The organism is Escherichia sp. KTE172 (genome assembly GCF_000408845.1).
Taxonomy (GTDB): Bacteria; Pseudomonadota; Gammaproteobacteria; order Enterobacterales; family Enterobacteriaceae; genus Escherichia; species Escherichia coli.
Genome location: NZ_KE137316.1, coordinates 983,677 through 999,912 on the forward strand (window position 1 = coordinate 983,677; position 16,236 = coordinate 999,912).

The following is a 16,236-nucleotide window of genomic DNA, read 5'->3' on the forward strand; positions in this document are numbered from 1 at the left end:
TAGATTATTTACTCTCACCCAGATACTGAATCAATGGATAATACCTTTTGATTTATCCCGACTCGGAAGAAGGTGGGATAAATATTCTCCTTCTATTGCCCCTTACTCCAACTATCATATTTTACAATATCAACGAACCGTCCATGAAGGGCTGAAATTCTCTTCCTGAAACAGCTCTGTCAGCCCGCTAATCTGTTTCAGCCTCAGCACTTCATCCTGGTCCATGCCCAACTCTGTGCCAATACGCTCATCTGTCCAGCCCAGACGCGAAAGGTCCCTGACAATGTCAGACATTGACGTTATCTGGTGTTTTCCCCTGGCACGGTTATGCCGTATGGTTGCGGCAATACGTGATGCCTGTCCCTTTCTTTCCGGATTAATACAGGTCACTGGCAGCCAACCCTTCAGACGTTTTCTCGTATCCGCTTTCCTGCCCAGCAACTGACGATGAAAACCATCCACGACCAGATAATGCTCCTTCTCTTCCGAAACCACCACAGGCTGCGTGAATCCATCCTGCTCCAGTGAATGTTTAAGCAGTTTTTTTTCACTGGAAGACATGACATTGGGATTGTAATCGTTGGCCACCACCTCATCCGCTTTCACCCACAACACACAGTCCACAGGCTCCTGTGCAAAAGGGCTGACCTCATGCAACACCCTGCGCAGATGATTAAGGGCTCGTATGGTCTCTTCTTCAGATCGTTCCTGACTGAAGTACTGTCGAATCATGTTGCTCAATACTTCCACCTCAGGTGTCACAGAATCCCCCATTCCTTCCTCCTTTCTTTCATACGCTGCAGATAACGTTCATAGTGCCGGGGTTTGTTCGGACTGAAGGAGAGGGTCCGGCACCAGAAATCATTCTTTATGAGTGTCTTACAGATACGTCGCCAAGACGGGATATCCCGGCTCCCCAGGTCATTCTCCTGTTCATCCGGGATGTCATCCGGGAAGCCCCGCGTCTGATACCAGCGCAGGTAGACAGCAATTTTATTACGGTAATGTTCTGCCGTTCTTTCCGGCATCACATCCAGCAGGAACATCGCATAGCTACGCCAGGTATGATGAGGTGGCTTCGTGATACGCTTACGCAGGGCAAAATAGGCACCGCTCTCATTGGCATAAAGCGCCCCGCTGGCAGCACCCGACACCCGCTCACACATCCTGGCCCAAGTTTCCGGCTCCAGAACATGGTAAAGCCACAGTCCCTTACGCTGTTCCGGGCCAAAAGGCTCACAGACCCGCATGTTGCGTAACGGCACGCCGGCACGGTACATCAGGTCATACAGGGGATTGTAGATAGCTCGGGTTCTGGCGTTATATATCCATATATCACGGGCTTTCCAGTCATACAACGGATACAAGGTGTAATAAAACCCTTCAGGTGACGCTGTGGTCCAGGGTTTATCATCTGCATATCTCAGTTTGCGCTGAGACACCAGTCCCATAAAGCGATTGAGCGATTCATCAGCACGAACACCAGTCAGTATTGCCACTCCACACCGGTTACCGGCAAACCAGGAAGAAAATGCCGGAACAAATTCTTCAAACGTCATGGCATACCGATAAAATGGGAAATACGACATATCTGTAATAGCGTCATCTGGTGGCTGACGAACCCACTCCACACCTGGTTCCCAGCATATCCATTCCGGCTGAAACTGAGAGACACCGTTTACCGTAGTCAGGGGGAGTGCCACCCAGTAAAAAGTCTCCGTCACATCCCGATACATCTCCCTCATCTTCAGAATGTGTGCAATTGTGCACTGGTACTGAGCTTCCCAGTCAATGAATAATACAGAGAAACGACGTTTCTTCCTGCGAGCCACATCGGCCGTAAGATGGAGCAGCACAGTAGAGTCTTTTCCTCCAGAAAAAGACAAACAAACAGATGAAAATGTCTCAAACAACCACTCAATACGGTGAATGGCCGCATATAATACATTAACATCTGTTCTTATCTTCTGTATGGTTCCCATACATATCCTAGTATAAACTATCTTGGCAGTAATATTCTGAACTACAAACTTAAACCTTCTCATCAAGAAAAAGTTCTACCTTAAGGGTATATTGTTACTATCACGAGTTCATGATAGTTAAGTTTTTAGTAAAACACGACATATGACGATACATATATTAGCAAAATTATGACAAATGAGGCTACCTTAACAAAAATTCATTAATAGCAAACACATAAATAAAGACTCTCCTACCAAAAAAACAGACTCTTCACTCCTTCTTAACTATTTTCATGAGAAATAATAAACAAGGAATTTATTACCTTTGAATACAAACTTATATATACAATGAACTTAAACTCTTGAATCATTATCCAGAGAATATCATTAATTGGTGATGACCTAGCTATGCATGGCAGCATTCATGATAATGAGTATATACTAGCCAGAATGACACAAAGAGATATTTAACTAACTAATATATTGATAGTCAATGATGACAGATCGTAGTAATATATTAATACTTAGCCCTCTGAAATATCAAGTCATGTACGATGCTCCCGTTATTTTAATTTCGTTCTAGCTGTACTTTTGAATACAACCATAACTGATTATTGCCAACTAACTGAATGAAAAATATCAATAAATACAACAAACTTACTGCCTTTTCGTTTTATTTATAAGACGTTCCAACTACAAGAACAATATAGTCACATGATTATTCCAACAATACTGGACAAAAACTCCCGTATCTGAAGATACAATAGGTGATAATTCTTTCAGGATTTTGCTCAACTATGGCCTGATGGGAGAGTCATGACGGAACTAAGGCCTTTACAAGCCAGAAGATTAGTCTTAATGCGATCACAGTTCAACTTGCTACGACTGAAATCCGTAATAGCATATAAACTCTGTTTTTTTAACAGAAATGAAGATCTTCTTGTTGCATAAATGATGCTTCTCTGCCTCTGAAAAAGTAAATATAAAGTATATTTAATAAGATTAATTTTTATGATAGTGATAATTTATGATGGGGATTCATATGGCATATCTAAAAGGATAGATTACATGTTGAATTCTACAACATCTTCGGGAAAAAGAACCGGCATTTTAGCAATTGGTGCCCATCCTGATGATATAGAATTAGGATGTGGTGCATCTCTTTCATATTATTCTAATGAAAAAGTATATATTATATCTGTTGTCATGACACCTGGTTGCTGTGGCGCAGAGTATATTGATCGTCACAAGGAATCACAAGAAGCATTAAATATGTTAGGATGCAATAAACTAATCCCTCTAAATTTTGAAGATACCAGATTATATTTGCAAATAAAAGAGATGATATCATCTCTGGAATACATAATTGAGAATGAAACGCCCCAGGATGTGGAAATTACTCGAGTTTACACCATGAATAATACTGACAGGCATCAGGATCACATTGCTGTTTATCAGGCATCAATGGTTGCCTGTCGTTATATTCCTCAAATACTAGGATACGAAACACCAAGTACATGTCTGTCATTTTTACCTCAAGTTTTTGAATCTGTAGATGAGGTCCATTTTAATAAAAAAATATTAGCATTACAAAAGCATAAAAGCCAGATCCATCGAAGATACATACAGCCAGAATACATAATTGCTCAAGCCAAATTCCGAGGACAACAGGTTAGTCATTCTATGTGTGAAGGTTTTGTTGTCCATAAGATGGTGTTGTAACGGAGTAATAGAAATGAAAACTTTGTTATTTATCTTCATGACCATAGCAATGTTGCTATGGTTTTTAAGTACGCTAAGACGTAAACCCTGTCAAAAGAAAGGCTGTATTGACGCCATTATACCAGCTTATAACGAAGGCCCGTGTCTGGCGCAGTCACTGGATAATCTGCTGCGTAACCCTTATTTTTGCCGGGTAATTTGCGTTAACGACGGATCCACGGACAATACCGAAGCGGTCATGGCGGAAGTCAAACGCAAATGGGGCGACCGCTTTGTTGCCGTCACGCAAAAAAACACCGGTAAAGGTGGCGCACTAATGCATGGACTAAAATACGCCACGTGTGATCAAGTATTTTTAAGTGATGCAGATACTTTCGTTCCACCTGATAATGATGGAATGGGCTATATGCTGGCAGAAATTGAGCGCGGCGCTGATGCCGTTGGCGGAATTCCCTCCACCGCGTTAAAAGGGGCAGGTCTGCTGCCACATATCCGCGCCACCGTAAAGTTGCCGATGATTGTTATGAAGCGCACGCTACAGCAGTTTCTGGGCGGTGCACCGTTTATTATCAGCGGTGCCTGCGGGATGTTCCGTACTGATGTATTGCGTAAGTTCGGTTTCTCTGATCGTACTAAAGTCGAAGACCTTGATCTCACCTGGACGTTGGTGGCAAACGGCTACCGTATTCGGCAGGCGAATCGCTGCATCGTATACCCACAGGAATGTAACAGTCCGCGTGAGGAGTGGCGCCGCTGGCGGCGTTGGATTGTGGGCTACGCGGTCTGTATGCGCCTGCATAAAAGACTTTTATTTAGCCGCTTCGGTATCTTCAGTATATTTCCTATGCTGTTGGTTGTGCTTTATGGCGTTGGTATTTATCTCACTACCTGGTTTAATGAATTCATCACCACCGGGCCACATGGTGTGGTGTTGGCAATGTTCCCGCTTATCTGGGTCGGCGTAGTTTGTGTTATTGGTGCATTTAGCGCCTGGTTTCATCGTTGCTGGTTGTTGGTGCCTTTAGCACCGCTTTCCGTTGTGTATGTATTATTAGCTTATGCCATCTGGATTATTTATGGACTTATTGCCTTTTTTACTGGACGCGAACCTCAGCGCGACAAACCCACCCGCTATTCCGCACTGGTGGAAGCGTCAACCGCTTATTCCCAACCTTCTGTCACAGGAACTGAAAAACTATCTGAAGCTTAATGCTAAAGAGAAAAATGTTCAGATTGCAGACCAGGTGATTATTGATGAAAGTGCCGGTGAGGTTGTTATCGGCGCGAATACCCGTATTTGCCACGGTGCCGTTATTCAGGGGCCGGTAGTGATTGGCGCAAACTGCCTGATAGGTAATTATGCGTTTATTCGTCCTGGCACAATAATCAGCAATGGCGTAAAAATTGGTTTTGCCACCGAAATTAAAAATGCGGTTATTGAAGCGGAAGCAACGATTGGTCCGCAATGCTTTATTGCCGACTCGGTAGTTGCAAACCAGGCATATTTGGGCGCACAAGTACGTACCAGTAATCATCGTCTGGATGAACAACCCGTGTCTGTTCGAACTCCAGAGGGAATTATCGCTACCGGATGCGATAAATTAGGTTGTTATATCGGGAAGCGTTCACGCCTTGGCGTACAAGTTATTATTTTGCCTGGGCGAATTATTTCTCCGAACACACAACTTGGCCCGCGCGTGATTGTAGAACGTAATTTACCTAGTGGAACTTACTCACTCCGACAAGAACTTATCCGTACAGGAGATTAAAATGATAAAGCATACGTTATTAGTGCCGTTTTTTTTTAGTGCATTGCCCGCTTATGCCGGGTTAACTTCCATTACCGCGGGCTACGATTTTACCGATTATTCTGGCGAACATGGCAACCGTAATTTAGCGTATGCTGAACTGGTAGCAAAAGTTGAAAACGCAACGCTGCTTTTTAATCTTTCCCAGGGGCGTCGTGATTATGAAACTGAACATTTCAATGCCACTCGCGGCCAGGGTGCAGTCTGGTACAAATGGAATAACTGGCTGACAACCCGAACGGGTATTGCCTTTGCGGATAATACGCCGGTCTTTGCCCGCCAGGATTTTCGACAGGATATTAACCTAGCCCTGTTGCCAAAAACGCTTTTCACGACCGGTTATCGCTACACTAAATATTACGATGATGTCGAAGTCAATGCCTGGCAAGGCGGCGTATCACTCTATACTGGCCCGGTGATCACCAGTTACCGCTATACCCATTATGACTCCAGCGATGCAGGTAGTAGTTATAGCAATATGATTTCCGTGCGTCTGAAGGACCCGCGCGGTGCTGGTTATACGCAACTATGGCTAAGCCGCGGAACAGGTGCTTACACCTACGACTGGACGCCAGAAACACGCTACGGCAGCATGAAGAGCATCAGTTTGCAACGAATTCAACCGCTGACTGAGCAACTTAATCTCGGGTTGACGGCAGGTAAAGTGTGGTTCAACACCCCAACCGATGATTATAACGGTCTGCAACTTGCAGCCCACCTGATCTGGAAATTCTAGGCAGCAGTCTATCAGTATATTTTATTCGGTAGTTTTCAGAGAAAAGCTATAACTCGGTTTGATAATAAACAATATAATTAATTTCGGGCAATAACTTATTCGTATAGAGCACCAGAGAAAAGGTGCTCTATACGAATAAGTTATTGCCCGAATCGTACATCAGTTTAATAGCTGAGATACTTTTATTTTATCATCACCGGGGTGAAGGTATCTTTATATCTCTCTAGACAGGCCCCCTGAATCTCCAGACAACCAATATCACTTAAATAAGTGATAGTCCTGATACAAGTTTTTAGAGTAGTCATTAGTGAACAGATAATTGTTAACTTAGAACCAGTAAAATGCAAACGACGCACCACGCTGGGAAAATCGCTGCTATTCAGCAGAGTTTTGTACCGAGAATTGTGGCCAGCCACTTATTGCTCTCGCGTAAGCAGGTATCCCCATCGTTTACCAGTCCAGCACATCTTGTGGTCAGGCAGAAGAAGAGCAAACTGTTACTGGACTCACTGCATGCATGGTGGAGAAAAATGCCACGCTATCCAAAAATCCAGACTGGGTGAATGGTTCAGCTGTGTACTGAATCAGTGGGGCGCACTCTGTTATTACAGTGTTGACGGTCAGGCGGAGGCAGACATAATGCCGCGGAAAAAGCCCTTTGTGCCATCTGTCTCGGAAATAAAAACTTTATGTTCTTCGGCGGCGAGCGCAGTGCACTGTTGTATGGGCTTATCGGCACTTGCCTTCTGAACGACATTGATCCGGAAGCGTATCTGCGCCATATCCTGAGCGTACTGCCGGAATAACCTTCCAACCGTATTGATGAACTCCTGCCATGGAACGTAGTTCTCACCAATAAATAAGCATCAATATGATTCTCCATTAACGCTTACCTTTTCTCAGGCTATTTTTGCTTTTTTTTGCTTTTCCCCGCCACTTTATGGTGATTATCACATCAATATACATCGATAGATATTAACGTAACTGAAGTGAGGTGAAGCATGAAATTTGAACGCCATCATGAAATATTGAAACGACTCAGTAAATTCGGTTCTGTAAAAGTATCCGATCTGTCCAATAGCCTCAATGTAACGAAAGAAACTATTCGATCAGATCTTAATGAACTTGCCAGGCTTGGCTATCTGACTCGATGTCATGGCGGTGCTTTTATCGTCCTAGACTCGCTTGATACTATTGCGAAAAATGAAATCGCTTATGCGCTTGAAAATTATGATACAGCCCAGGGAATAAAAAAAGGCCACTCAACTATGAAAAGTCAAGTATGCGTTATTGGTTCGTTTAATGTTGATATCATCAGTTATTTGCCGAGGCTTCCCACTATCGGAGAATCGCTTCTGGCAAGTAATTTTATATTTTCACCGGGGGGAAAAGGCTGTAACCAAGCGCTGGCAGCAAGCTTTGCCGATACTGATGTTTATTTCATAACAAAAGTAGGTACAGATCACTTTAGTGATTATGCGATCAACTTTATGAATTCGTCTAAGATTTATAAAAGTATAATTTATCAAACGAAAGAAACGCAAACCGGAACTGCCACGATCCTTGTTAATGAAGGTACTGGCGATAATGTTATTGCGATCTATCCCGGTGCCAACATGACAATGTCGTCCGATGAAATAACTATTCAGAAAGAAGCGATTATTAATTCTGATGTCATACTTCTGCAGCTCGAAACAAATTATACCGCTCTGCAACAAGCGATCACATTGGCGCAAAAAAACAGTATCCCGGTCATTATTAACCCGGCACCCTATAATGATATCGTCAACGAACTTATTCAGGATGTTGATTATATCACCCCCAATGAAACAGAAGCTGGTTTACTGTCCGGCATAGACGTACACGATCTTGAATCAGCTAAACGAGCTGCAGAAGCTATCCACAATAAAGGGGTAAAAAACACGGTTATCACGCTCGGTAGCAAGGGCTCGCTCGCATTTGATGGCAAAAAATTCATTCATTCGCCAGCGTTTCCAGCGGTCGTTAAAAATACGGCAGGAGCCGGGGATGCTTTTAACGGCGCTCTGGCATCAGGACTTGCGAAAGGAAAATCACTGGAATCAGCACTGTGTTATGCCAGCGCCTTTGCATCCCTAGCGGTGGAGACAAGCAATGCTTCCGACATGCCTGAACATGAATCTGTGATACATCGAATTCAGAGTATACATTATCAGCAAACTATTTTTACGCATTAAGAAGGGACAGAGAATGAATAACACCAAAAAATCACTAAAAGTGCTCTTTATTGGGGAATCCTGGCATATTCATATGATTCATTCAAAAGGATATGACAGTTTTACCTCAAGTAAATATGAAGAAGGTGCGACCTGGTTACTCCAATGTCTGAAAAATAGTCAGGTAGATGTCACCTATATGCCGGCACATACGGTACAAATTGCCTTCCCTGAAGATGTGGCACAGTTAGAACAATATGATGCCATCGTTATTAGTGATATTGGTAGTAATACTTTCCTGCTACAAAATGATACTTTTTATCAACTTCGCATAAAACCAAACGCTCTCGAACTGATTAAAGAATATGTGAATAACGGTGGTGGGTTATTGATGATTGGCGGCTATCTCTCATTCATGGGAATTGAAGCAAAAGCCAATTATAAAAATACAGTTCTGGCTGATGTGCTCCCGGTTACGATGTTAGATGGTGACGATCGTGTCGAAAAACCAGAGGGTGTTATTGCACAGCCATCACAACCTGAACATCCAGTTATTAAAGGGTTCTCTGAATATCCTTTTTTCCTAGGTTATAACCGGGCGATCGCTAAAGAAAATGCTGAGGTGGTATTAACAATAAACAACGATCCATTACTGGTCTTTGGTAACTATCACAACGGGAAAATAGCCTGCTTTATGAGTGACTGTTCACCGCACTGGGGTACACAGCAGTTTATGTCCTGGCCGTTCTATACCGCGTTGTGGGTAAATATACTGACTCATATTGCAAGATAATAATAATGGGGTAACTCCAGTTACCCCATTTACTATAATAGAAGGATTGATGTATGAAAAAGAATAAGTACTCAACTCCCTTATGGATGCTTGCCACGATTCTTGCGGGTATGCTCTCCCCTATGCAATCAGCGGTGAATGGTCAATTAGGTCACTGGTTACAGGATGGTAATGCATGCGCAGTTATCTCCTTTGCCAGTGGTTTAGTCGTGATGTTTTTTATTATTATGGCGCGAAAAGAAACCCGGCAACAATTTGCGGCAATTCCTTCTCTGATTAAAAACCGAAAAGTTCCTCTCTGGAACTGGTTTGCCGGTCTCTGTGGAGCGATGGTGGTATTTTCTGAAGGCGCATCAGCCAGCGCACTCGGGGTCGCAACGTTTCAAACCGCACTGATCTCCGCGCTATTGCTGTCTGGTTTACTTTGCGATCGCTTTGGTATCGGTGTCGACGAGAAAAAATACTTTACCCCTTATCGCATCATCGGTGCATTATTTGCGGTTATTGCTACGATTTTTGTTGTGTCACCGCAGTGGCATTCTACCTCTTTCATCTTACTTGCCATTCTTCCGTTCTTAGCTGGTTTGCTTGCAGGATGGCAGCCCGCTGGAAATGCAAAAGTAGCTGAAGCTACGGGATCCATGCTGGTTTCAATCACCTGGAATTTCATCGTTGGATTTTGTGTTTTAGGCACAGCGCTAGCTATTCGTGTCGCATTAGGGCACGTCACTGTTCAATTACCAGATGTCTGGTGGATGTATCTTGGCGGCCCGCTTGGACTAATGTCTATCGGTTTAATGGCCATTTTGGTCAGAGGTCTGGGGTTACTGATGCTGGGGGTTGCTTCAACGGCGGGCCAGTTACTGGGATCAGTATTGATTGACGTATTAATTCCATCGCTGGGCAATACCGTTTATCTGGTCACGATCATCGGAACACTGTTTGCACTGGTCGGTGCAATTGTTACCACTATTCCGGAATACAGAACCTCGAAAACAATGAAGAAAATGGAGGTATAATCATGAAAGATTATCTACAAACTGTGACGGGCCCCGTCGCCCGTGAAGATATGGGGCTAACACTTCCTCATGAACATCTGTTCAACGATCTTTCCTCTGTTGTGGATGCTCCTTGCTATCCTTTTTCACAACGGCTTGTTGATAAAAAAGTCACGGCAGAAATCCAGTGGGCATTAAAACACGATCCTTATTGCTGCGCTGATAATATGGACCGCAAACCTATTGAAGATGTGATCTTCGAAATTAATAACTTTATCTCGCTCGGTGGTCGCACCATTGTTGATGCCACAGGGTCTGAGTCTATCGGACGAGATGCGCAGGCATTACGAGAAGTCGCATTAAAAACAGGTCTGAATATTGTTGCTTCCTCCGGTCCCTACCTGGAAAAATTTGAAAGCCAGAGAATTCATAAAACGGTTGATGAACTGGCGGCAACGATCGATAAAGAATTGAATCAAGGGATTGGCGATACGGATATTCGTGCCGGAATGATCGGTGAAATAGGTGTCTCACCGACATTTACCGAAGCCGAGCATAACAGCTTGCGGGCTGCCTCGCTGGCACAGATTAACAATCCTCATGTGGCGATGAATATTCACATGCCGGGCTGGCTTCGTCGCGGTGATGAAGTACTCGACATTGTGTTAGGTGAAATGGGCGTCTCGCCAAATAAAGTCTCTCTCGCACACTCGGATCCGTCAGGAAAAGACGTGGCGTATCAGCGGAAAATGCTTGATAAGGGTGTCTGGCTGGAATTCGACATGATTGGCCTAGACATTACCTTCCCGAAAGAGGGAATAGCGCCAGGGGTGCAGGAGACTGCCGATGCCGTCGCTCATCTCATTGAGTTGGGATACGCCGATCAGCTTGTTCTCAGCCACGATGTCTTCCTTAAACAAATGTGGGCTAAAAATGGCGGTAATGGCTGGGGATTTGTTCCAGATGTTTTTCTGGCCTATCTGGCGGAGCGCGGCGTCGATAAAACGATCCTCAAAAAACTCTGTATCGATAATCCCGGACGATTATTGACCGCATAAAACCATTATCCCCCGGCACACTGCGCCGGGGGATGTCAATTAATACCCCGCCGTTAAATCATCCACCAAGCGCGAGTCGGATGCGCCGTACAACTCACCATCCGACCCAACCATAATGCTTTGCGTGCTGCCCATCGCCTCATTCAGCGCCACTTTCTGACCTTTTGCTTCCAGCAGCTTGAGCGTATCCGGACTAAACCCTTTTCAACACGCAGCTAGTCCGGCAACCACTGATGGTGGAAACGAGGCGCATTGGTCGCTTCGGCAACATTCATTCCACAATTGATGCTGTTCACCACCATTTGCAGCACGGTAGTGATGATTCAGCTACCGGTAACAAAGTGAGTACATAAAGGCCATACTGTCACGAACAGTGCAAAAGTGGCTCTTCCGCAACCTAGGTGAAGATTTTCATGCCAGTGGACTCATTACCCTCCGCCTAAGTAGTTCAAATCCGGCTCGACCATACATCTGGCGTATCAGCACCTTCAGGCGATTTACATGACCTTCGACAACACCATTACTCCAGCGACTGCTGATTGCCTCACATATAGCCGCAGCATCAGCTTCCATCCCCGCAGCTACGCACCGAAGTTCTGCTGAGCCGCTTTCGTGAACTCGAGTGAACCAGCTGCTTAGCTGTGATTTATTTTAGGTTTTCAGAATACGGTAGAACTCGAGTACCAGTTGCTGTGCTATTTTCAACTCCGGTTCTTTTTCACACATCAGACTAATAAATCGGGATGCATAATTTTCTTCGCCCCTGATTATTCTCCAGGGCATCAACCAGCGGCTTACCCGGGACACTGAAGGAAGTCTTGCGGCAGTAGTAACCGGTGGGTTCCAGCCTTTACGCCATTTGGCAACAGTATCCCTGACGATGGTTTCACTGCCTGTCCCCCCCTGGGCCACCATTTCCCGCCATATCCGGCTGGCATTATAATTACCACTTTCTCGTTGCTCTTTTAACCACTCCCTCCATGGGTCCAGAAGCCCTCGCTTTGGAGGCCGGGTTGACATTTCAGGGAATGTTCCTGAACGCACCCAGCGACTGACTGTCACTCGCGACAGGCCTGTAATACGGGATATTTCCCTGAAACTACATCCCTTGTTATGCAGGGCCATAACCTCTGTCCAATGCTGATGCCGTTTTTTGCGGGTTTGCTGTTTAAGGCGTTCCGGACGACGGAGCGATGCTACAGGCACAGATATTTCTGGCTCAGGTGATTTCTTCAGTGATAACTCTCTGACAACAAGACGTATCAGAGGCATATGTCTGTACATCATTCGTTCAGGCTCATCACCAATACTTTTTAGCAGGTGCCATCGATCGGCCACCTGTCTGGCCTGAGGTGCACCTTCACGTGCTGCTGTCGCATAGACTCCACTGCGATCACGCGAGACAACCTGTATTTCCGGATATTTTCTGAACCAGGTCGCCAGCGTACGCTGATCACGGCCGGGAAGCAGGACGAGGGGACGGTGAGTATCAAGATTGACTATTAACATACCGCAGCAGTGGCCCCGATGCCACGCCCACTCATCAATACCGACATGAGGCGCGCCTGACTGTTTCGTCTCCGGGGTATTGATAACCCTGCGAAGAAGAGTATCAGCACTGCAACGGAGACCCGCTGCCGTTGCAGCCCGTTTTCCAGCCTCACCTCCAGCTATTAATCCCAGTTGACGTTGTAAATTTTGTAACGCCTGTGAAGACTGCTGGTGTGAACCGGCGAAGGGAGCAAGCGACTCGGCAAAAATTTTACGTTAACAAGCCGGGTTACGGCAGTACCAGTGGCGGACGGAAAATACAAGCCATAGCGTCTGCCCTGAGCAGGGTAGATGCTGTATCCGGCGCCGACGACAACTATGAACAGAGTCGCTACGCTTAAAGCATTCAGGACATTGTGCTGTTTTGCGTTTTCCGTGGAGATGGAGGGTTATACCGTCAGAGCTAATAATTTGTCGACTGCATCGCCATCCGCAAGGTAACTGTAGAAGTGTCTTAAGAGAGTGCATTGCGTTGCCCATAACTTAAAACAGCTTAGATCCTTGTTCGCCAGAAAGTTTCATCCATTTTCTTCCACCCAGGTTGCGGAAGAACCACTTTTCATCCGTCGTTGACAGATGTGAAGTATGCGGGAGAAAAAGTGAATATCTAACTGTAATAACTCAGACCGGTACGAGTACCCGGGACGTCTACAATCATTCAGGGCAAAGTGCTAAAATTTCTCTATCCCGGGATGCCCCTACCAACGCAGCACTCCCGGAGATATCATTACAGCTCTACAACTGATTTCCGCGACTGAACCGCTCAGTTCCTATCCTTCCAGTTGCCTTCCTGCAGCCCCCCCTCCCTGCTGTATACCCCGGTACCACAACTCGGGCAGCACTTTTCTCCTTCATAATCTTCGTCACACATCACACAAAACCACTTTCTCACCTTCACCGTATAATCCGGAACCGTCATACCCTGCAGATGCAAACGACGGGCCTCTTTCTCTGCCGGGTCAAGCCAGGTGCATCGCAGCAGGATTTTCTCAGCGACAGTCATCTGGTCATGTTCAAACCACGGTGGTTGTCCGTCATTGCCCCGCTGAAGTGTTAACGGGCATCCACAGGACACACAGCACAAAACGTCCTGGCGGTTGTGCTTCGCTGCTTCTTTCGCCGTAACAAAATGGCCTTTGCTGTCATTCGCCATATAACAGTTCAGAATTCGCATATTTCCTCCTGAGTTGTCCGGGGAATACTGAATCCTCCGGTCTGGCAGTGTGTGCAGTACCGCTCCCCATAATAATCGTGGTGACATTGTCTGCAGTGCCAGCTGGCTTTACGCACCACGGGTAAGGCATCCGGTACGAATTGCTGCAGACGTTTAATCAACTGTATTTCTCTGCGCTCCGGCCTGACATAAGGGCACTGTTGACCGTGCTCTGTCAGCCTGTCGTCAGTGTGTTCAAACCAGGGAAGTTCAGTGTCGTATTGCGGATGGTATCTGAGTGCACTGCCACACAAGTGGCAGGTGTAGTGAGCATAAGGTGCGGCCTGTACAGTACGGGCGCCCGTCAGACGTCCGTTGCTATCAAGAGCGAGAAAGGATTTTGCGTACATAGTATATGTTCCTTACCGTCAGACGACACGCAGGCAACAGCCGTCCCGGTACGGGCAGCGTGGTCAGGTGTGAATGGCGGTTTCAGTTCAGTCTCATAAGGGAAAATCAGTGTGGTGGCCATGAACACGTCATCACACTGAAGTCAGATAACTCGTCTGTCTGGCTCAGCCACGACTGCAGCCAAAGTTGCGCTCACCGGTGCAGTGAGCTTTGGTATGCTCCTTCGCCAGATAGTCAGCACGTTCCAGCACTTGCTGAAAGCCGGTGTCATCATTACGCGCCAGCCACACCGCCGGCCAGGCCGGAAAATGCACCAGCGTGGCATGGCATCCGGCATCCACCCCCAGGGCACTGCACCAGGCCTGTTCAATCATTCCGGCCAGTGATCCCGGAGCGCGGTAATCACCGGCACGACACCAGGTATCCCGGTTGACCAGCAGCATCAGATGATAGTGTTTTTTACCTTTGCACTCCCCAAACTCCCGGGCCCAGACGTAATGCAGAGTGGTGGGATGCACGCGTTTACCTTCCCGATGCTTACGTTTCTGGTAAGCGTCGATTCGGGCTTTCAGGGCATTGATGAAGCGGGATATCACAGCTGCGTCCGTTGCTGCCGGTACATCCGGGAAACGCAGGTCAACCCGCAATGCCGTCAGGCGGGGATGAACATTCAGTGCGTGCCGCACTGTCTCACGAATACGTTGCTGCCAGAAGGGGTTGTATTTGTAGGTCATGGTTAAATCTCCGTATGGTTCATACGGAATAGCCACGTCGTAAAAAATGCGCAGAGTCCCTGAAGTGACCTCCGGCAGGGCACTGTCTCAGGCACTCTGTGATAACCCGAACGGTCGTCTCCGGACTGACGGTTGAATTTTCAGCGTTGTTTTTTTAATGTAAAAAACCGGTTACGGGTAAGGCTGTGAGGAGGGAGTGATGGTGATACGCAAAAAGAAGTGCAGGGACTGTGGAAACGCGATTACTCATAATACAGTGTGTTGCCCGTATTGTGGTTCTGTCGACCCCTTCGGCTATTACCGGAATACAGACCGTATCGTTACCATACTGCTGGCACTGATTATTGTGGTCCTGCTGACTACTGTCAGCGTCAGTGTGTATATACTGTGTAGCTGGTGAGATAACGGTTCATGTATCCCCTGAGCTGACAGTGTACCGGGTATATTAAGCGTAACCGACAGGTTCTCCTTCATACCATATTAAATTTTTCCAGGTATTGCCGCTGCCTTATTTCGTCCCATACAGGAAAACTCGTCTGGGTTTCTGACAAATACGCGAAACTCACAGCCCCTCAATATCAACCACACGCTGTAAGCCGGTAATACCTGAAAATCAGCCTATTACCGCCCGCGCCTCCGTTACCGAACGCTCAGGTGACCAGACTGAAGCCCTGCACGCACTCGTAAAGTTTGCGGTCAGTTCCGTCAGTCGGTGGGCAACCGCAGAGTTACGGGCTTCCAGGTCCACAGGAGTGAGTCTATAACGCGTGTGAAAAATCATTTTTTCTGGCGTTGACAGAACACATTACAGGCTGCCACTTACCCGGTGTCCCGCAATACAGCCTTAGTGTTCCGTTATCGGGGATCCGGACGCACCGCAACAACCGGGGAAGTATTTCTGGTTAGAGCAGTGTCAAGAGGGATTTCTCAGCCCCTCACTCACCGGCTCAGTCTCAGGGCAGGAGCATTAATACGCTCAGTTCATGTCTTATACAGGAATGGGCATAGGGGGAGCTGGCGTGTCACTGCTGATTTTACGCATCAGCGTTCATGTATTTGCACTCTGATACAGAATGCTTCACAGCGCTCTGTTACCGGAGAGATTTACTCTCTTAG

The 16,236-nt window shown here is 46.3% G+C and carries 15 protein-coding genes and 3 pseudogenes; 10 read left to right on the forward strand and 8 right to left on the reverse strand.

Annotated features, from left to right (window positions below; all coding sequences use genetic code 11):
- Positions 1-129: 129 nt before the first annotated feature.
- Positions 130-774, reverse strand: coding sequence for an IbrB-like domain-containing protein (locus G434_RS18805; protein ID WP_000502870.1), 645 nt, complete (start codon positions 772-774; stop codon positions 130-132).
- Positions 759-1,982, reverse strand: a complete 1,224-nt coding sequence (locus tag G434_RS18800; protein WP_001542270.1) for a phosphoadenosine phosphosulfate reductase — start codon at positions 1,980-1,982, stop codon at positions 759-761. The genes G434_RS18805 and G434_RS18800 overlap by 16 nt, the downstream gene beginning before the upstream one ends.
- Positions 1,983-3,020: 1,038 nt before the next feature.
- Between G434_RS18800 and G434_RS18795 the strand changes: the two genes are divergently transcribed.
- The 9 genes and pseudogenes from G434_RS18795 to G434_RS18755 all read left to right on the forward strand — a co-directional run bounded on the left by G434_RS18795 (position 3,021) and on the right by G434_RS18755 (position 11,271).
- Complete coding sequence (locus G434_RS18795; protein WP_024174324.1) at positions 3,021-3,683, forward strand: PIG-L deacetylase family protein; 663 nt, start codon at positions 3,021-3,023, stop codon at positions 3,681-3,683.
- Between the two features lie 13 nt (positions 3,684-3,696).
- On the forward strand, positions 3,697-4,893 hold the full coding sequence (locus G434_RS18790) for a glycosyltransferase family 2 protein (protein WP_000854360.1): 1,197 nt from the start codon (positions 3,697-3,699) through the stop codon (positions 4,891-4,893).
- Positions 4,894-4,927: 34 nt separating this feature from the next.
- A complete protein-coding gene (locus G434_RS18785; RefSeq protein WP_000582569.1) occupies positions 4,928-5,452 on the forward strand; it encodes an LbetaH domain-containing protein in 525 nt (174 codons plus the stop codon).
- Position 5,453: 1 nt separating this feature from the next.
- Positions 5,454-6,227, forward strand: coding sequence for a YaiO family outer membrane beta-barrel protein (locus G434_RS18780; protein ID WP_000589885.1), 774 nt, complete (start codon positions 5,454-5,456; stop codon positions 6,225-6,227).
- Positions 6,228-6,694: 467 nt separating this feature from the next.
- Positions 6,695-7,033 (forward strand): annotated as a pseudogene (locus G434_RS26445) (transposase); the annotation flags it as partial.
- A 195-nt stretch (positions 7,034-7,228) separates the two neighbouring features.
- On the forward strand, positions 7,229-8,443 hold the full coding sequence (locus G434_RS18770) for a PfkB family carbohydrate kinase (protein WP_000667429.1): 1,215 nt from the start codon (positions 7,229-7,231) through the stop codon (positions 8,441-8,443).
- A 13-nt stretch (positions 8,444-8,456) separates the two neighbouring features.
- Positions 8,457-9,215, forward strand: a complete 759-nt coding sequence (locus tag G434_RS18765; RefSeq protein ID WP_001066372.1) for a glutamine amidotransferase — start codon at positions 8,457-8,459, stop codon at positions 9,213-9,215.
- Between the two features lie 53 nt (positions 9,216-9,268).
- Positions 9,269-10,234 carry a DMT family transporter gene (locus tag G434_RS18760; RefSeq protein ID WP_000739817.1) on the forward strand — a complete coding sequence of 322 codons (966 nt, stop codon included), beginning with the start codon at positions 9,269-9,271 and terminating at the stop codon, positions 10,232-10,234.
- A gap of 2 nt (positions 10,235-10,236) precedes the next feature.
- Complete coding sequence (locus G434_RS18755; protein ID WP_000656349.1) at positions 10,237-11,271, forward strand: phosphotriesterase-related protein; 1,035 nt, start codon at positions 10,237-10,239, stop codon at positions 11,269-11,271.
- A gap of 39 nt (positions 11,272-11,310) precedes the next feature.
- Here G434_RS18755 and G434_RS27155 read toward each other — a convergent pair.
- The 5 genes and pseudogenes from G434_RS27155 to G434_RS18735 form a co-directional block, all read right to left on the reverse strand.
- Positions 11,311-11,594: pseudogene (locus tag G434_RS27155) on the reverse strand (gamma-glutamyltransferase); the annotation flags it as partial.
- A gap of 88 nt (positions 11,595-11,682) precedes the next feature.
- Positions 11,683-13,302 (reverse strand): annotated as a pseudogene (locus tag G434_RS27165) (ISL3 family transposase).
- Positions 13,303-13,585: 283 nt separating this feature from the next.
- Positions 13,586-13,996: a zinc-ribbon domain-containing protein gene (locus G434_RS18745; RefSeq protein ID WP_001221618.1), complete on the reverse strand. Its 411-nt coding sequence runs from the start codon at positions 13,994-13,996 to the stop codon at positions 13,586-13,588.
- Entirely contained in the window at positions 13,984-14,385 is a 402-nt protein-coding gene (locus tag G434_RS18740) for a putative zinc ribbon protein (RefSeq protein ID WP_000271042.1), read from the reverse strand. The genes G434_RS18745 and G434_RS18740 overlap by 13 nt, the downstream gene beginning before the upstream one ends.
- Before the next feature lie 165 nt (positions 14,386-14,550).
- A complete protein-coding gene (locus G434_RS18735; RefSeq protein WP_000221519.1) occupies positions 14,551-15,120 on the reverse strand; it encodes an inovirus Gp2 family protein in 570 nt (189 codons plus the stop codon).
- Between the two features lie 199 nt (positions 15,121-15,319).
- Between G434_RS18735 and G434_RS30690 the strand changes: the two genes are divergently transcribed.
- Positions 15,320-15,520 carry a hypothetical protein gene (locus G434_RS30690; protein ID WP_001297900.1) on the forward strand — a complete coding sequence of 67 codons (201 nt, stop codon included), beginning with the start codon at positions 15,320-15,322 and terminating at the stop codon, positions 15,518-15,520.
- 213 nt (positions 15,521-15,733) lie between these two features.
- Here the strand turns inward: G434_RS30690 and G434_RS31085 are convergent, their stop codons facing one another.
- Positions 15,734-15,901 carry an HHA domain-containing protein gene (locus G434_RS31085; RefSeq protein WP_001322502.1) on the reverse strand — a complete coding sequence of 56 codons (168 nt, stop codon included), beginning with the start codon at positions 15,899-15,901 and terminating at the stop codon, positions 15,734-15,736.
- Between the last annotated feature and the right edge of the window lie 335 nt (positions 15,902-16,236).

Coding starts and splice junctions, on each gene's coding strand:
- G434_RS31085 (WP_001322502.1), bottom strand. CDS start 15,901: ATGATTTTTCACACGCGTTATAGACTCACTCCTGTGGACCTGGAAGCC.
- G434_RS18760 (WP_000739817.1), top strand. CDS start 9,269: ATGAAAAAGAATAAGTACTCAACTCCCTTATGGATGCTTGCCACGATT.
- G434_RS18790 (WP_000854360.1), top strand. CDS start 3,697: ATGAAAACTTTGTTATTTATCTTCATGACCATAGCAATGTTGCTATGG.
- G434_RS18770 (WP_000667429.1), top strand. CDS start 7,229: ATGAAATTTGAACGCCATCATGAAATATTGAAACGACTCAGTAAATTC.
- G434_RS18780 (WP_000589885.1), top strand. CDS start 5,454: ATGATAAAGCATACGTTATTAGTGCCGTTTTTTTTTAGTGCATTGCCC.
- G434_RS18805 (WP_000502870.1), bottom strand. CDS start 774: ATGGGGGATTCTGTGACACCTGAGGTGGAAGTATTGAGCAACATGATT.
- G434_RS18755 (WP_000656349.1), top strand. CDS start 10,237: ATGAAAGATTATCTACAAACTGTGACGGGCCCCGTCGCCCGTGAAGAT.
- G434_RS18745 (WP_001221618.1), bottom strand. CDS start 13,996: ATGCGAATTCTGAACTGTTATATGGCGAATGACAGCAAAGGCCATTTT.
- G434_RS18735 (WP_000221519.1), bottom strand. CDS start 15,120: ATGACCTACAAATACAACCCCTTCTGGCAGCAACGTATTCGTGAGACA.
- G434_RS30690 (WP_001297900.1), top strand. CDS start 15,320: ATGGTGATACGCAAAAAGAAGTGCAGGGACTGTGGAAACGCGATTACT.
- G434_RS18740 (WP_000271042.1), bottom strand. CDS start 14,385: ATGTACGCAAAATCCTTTCTCGCTCTTGATAGCAACGGACGTCTGACG.
- G434_RS18800 (WP_001542270.1), bottom strand. CDS start 1,982: ATGGGAACCATACAGAAGATAAGAACAGATGTTAATGTATTATATGCG.
- G434_RS18765 (WP_001066372.1), top strand. CDS start 8,457: ATGAATAACACCAAAAAATCACTAAAAGTGCTCTTTATTGGGGAATCC.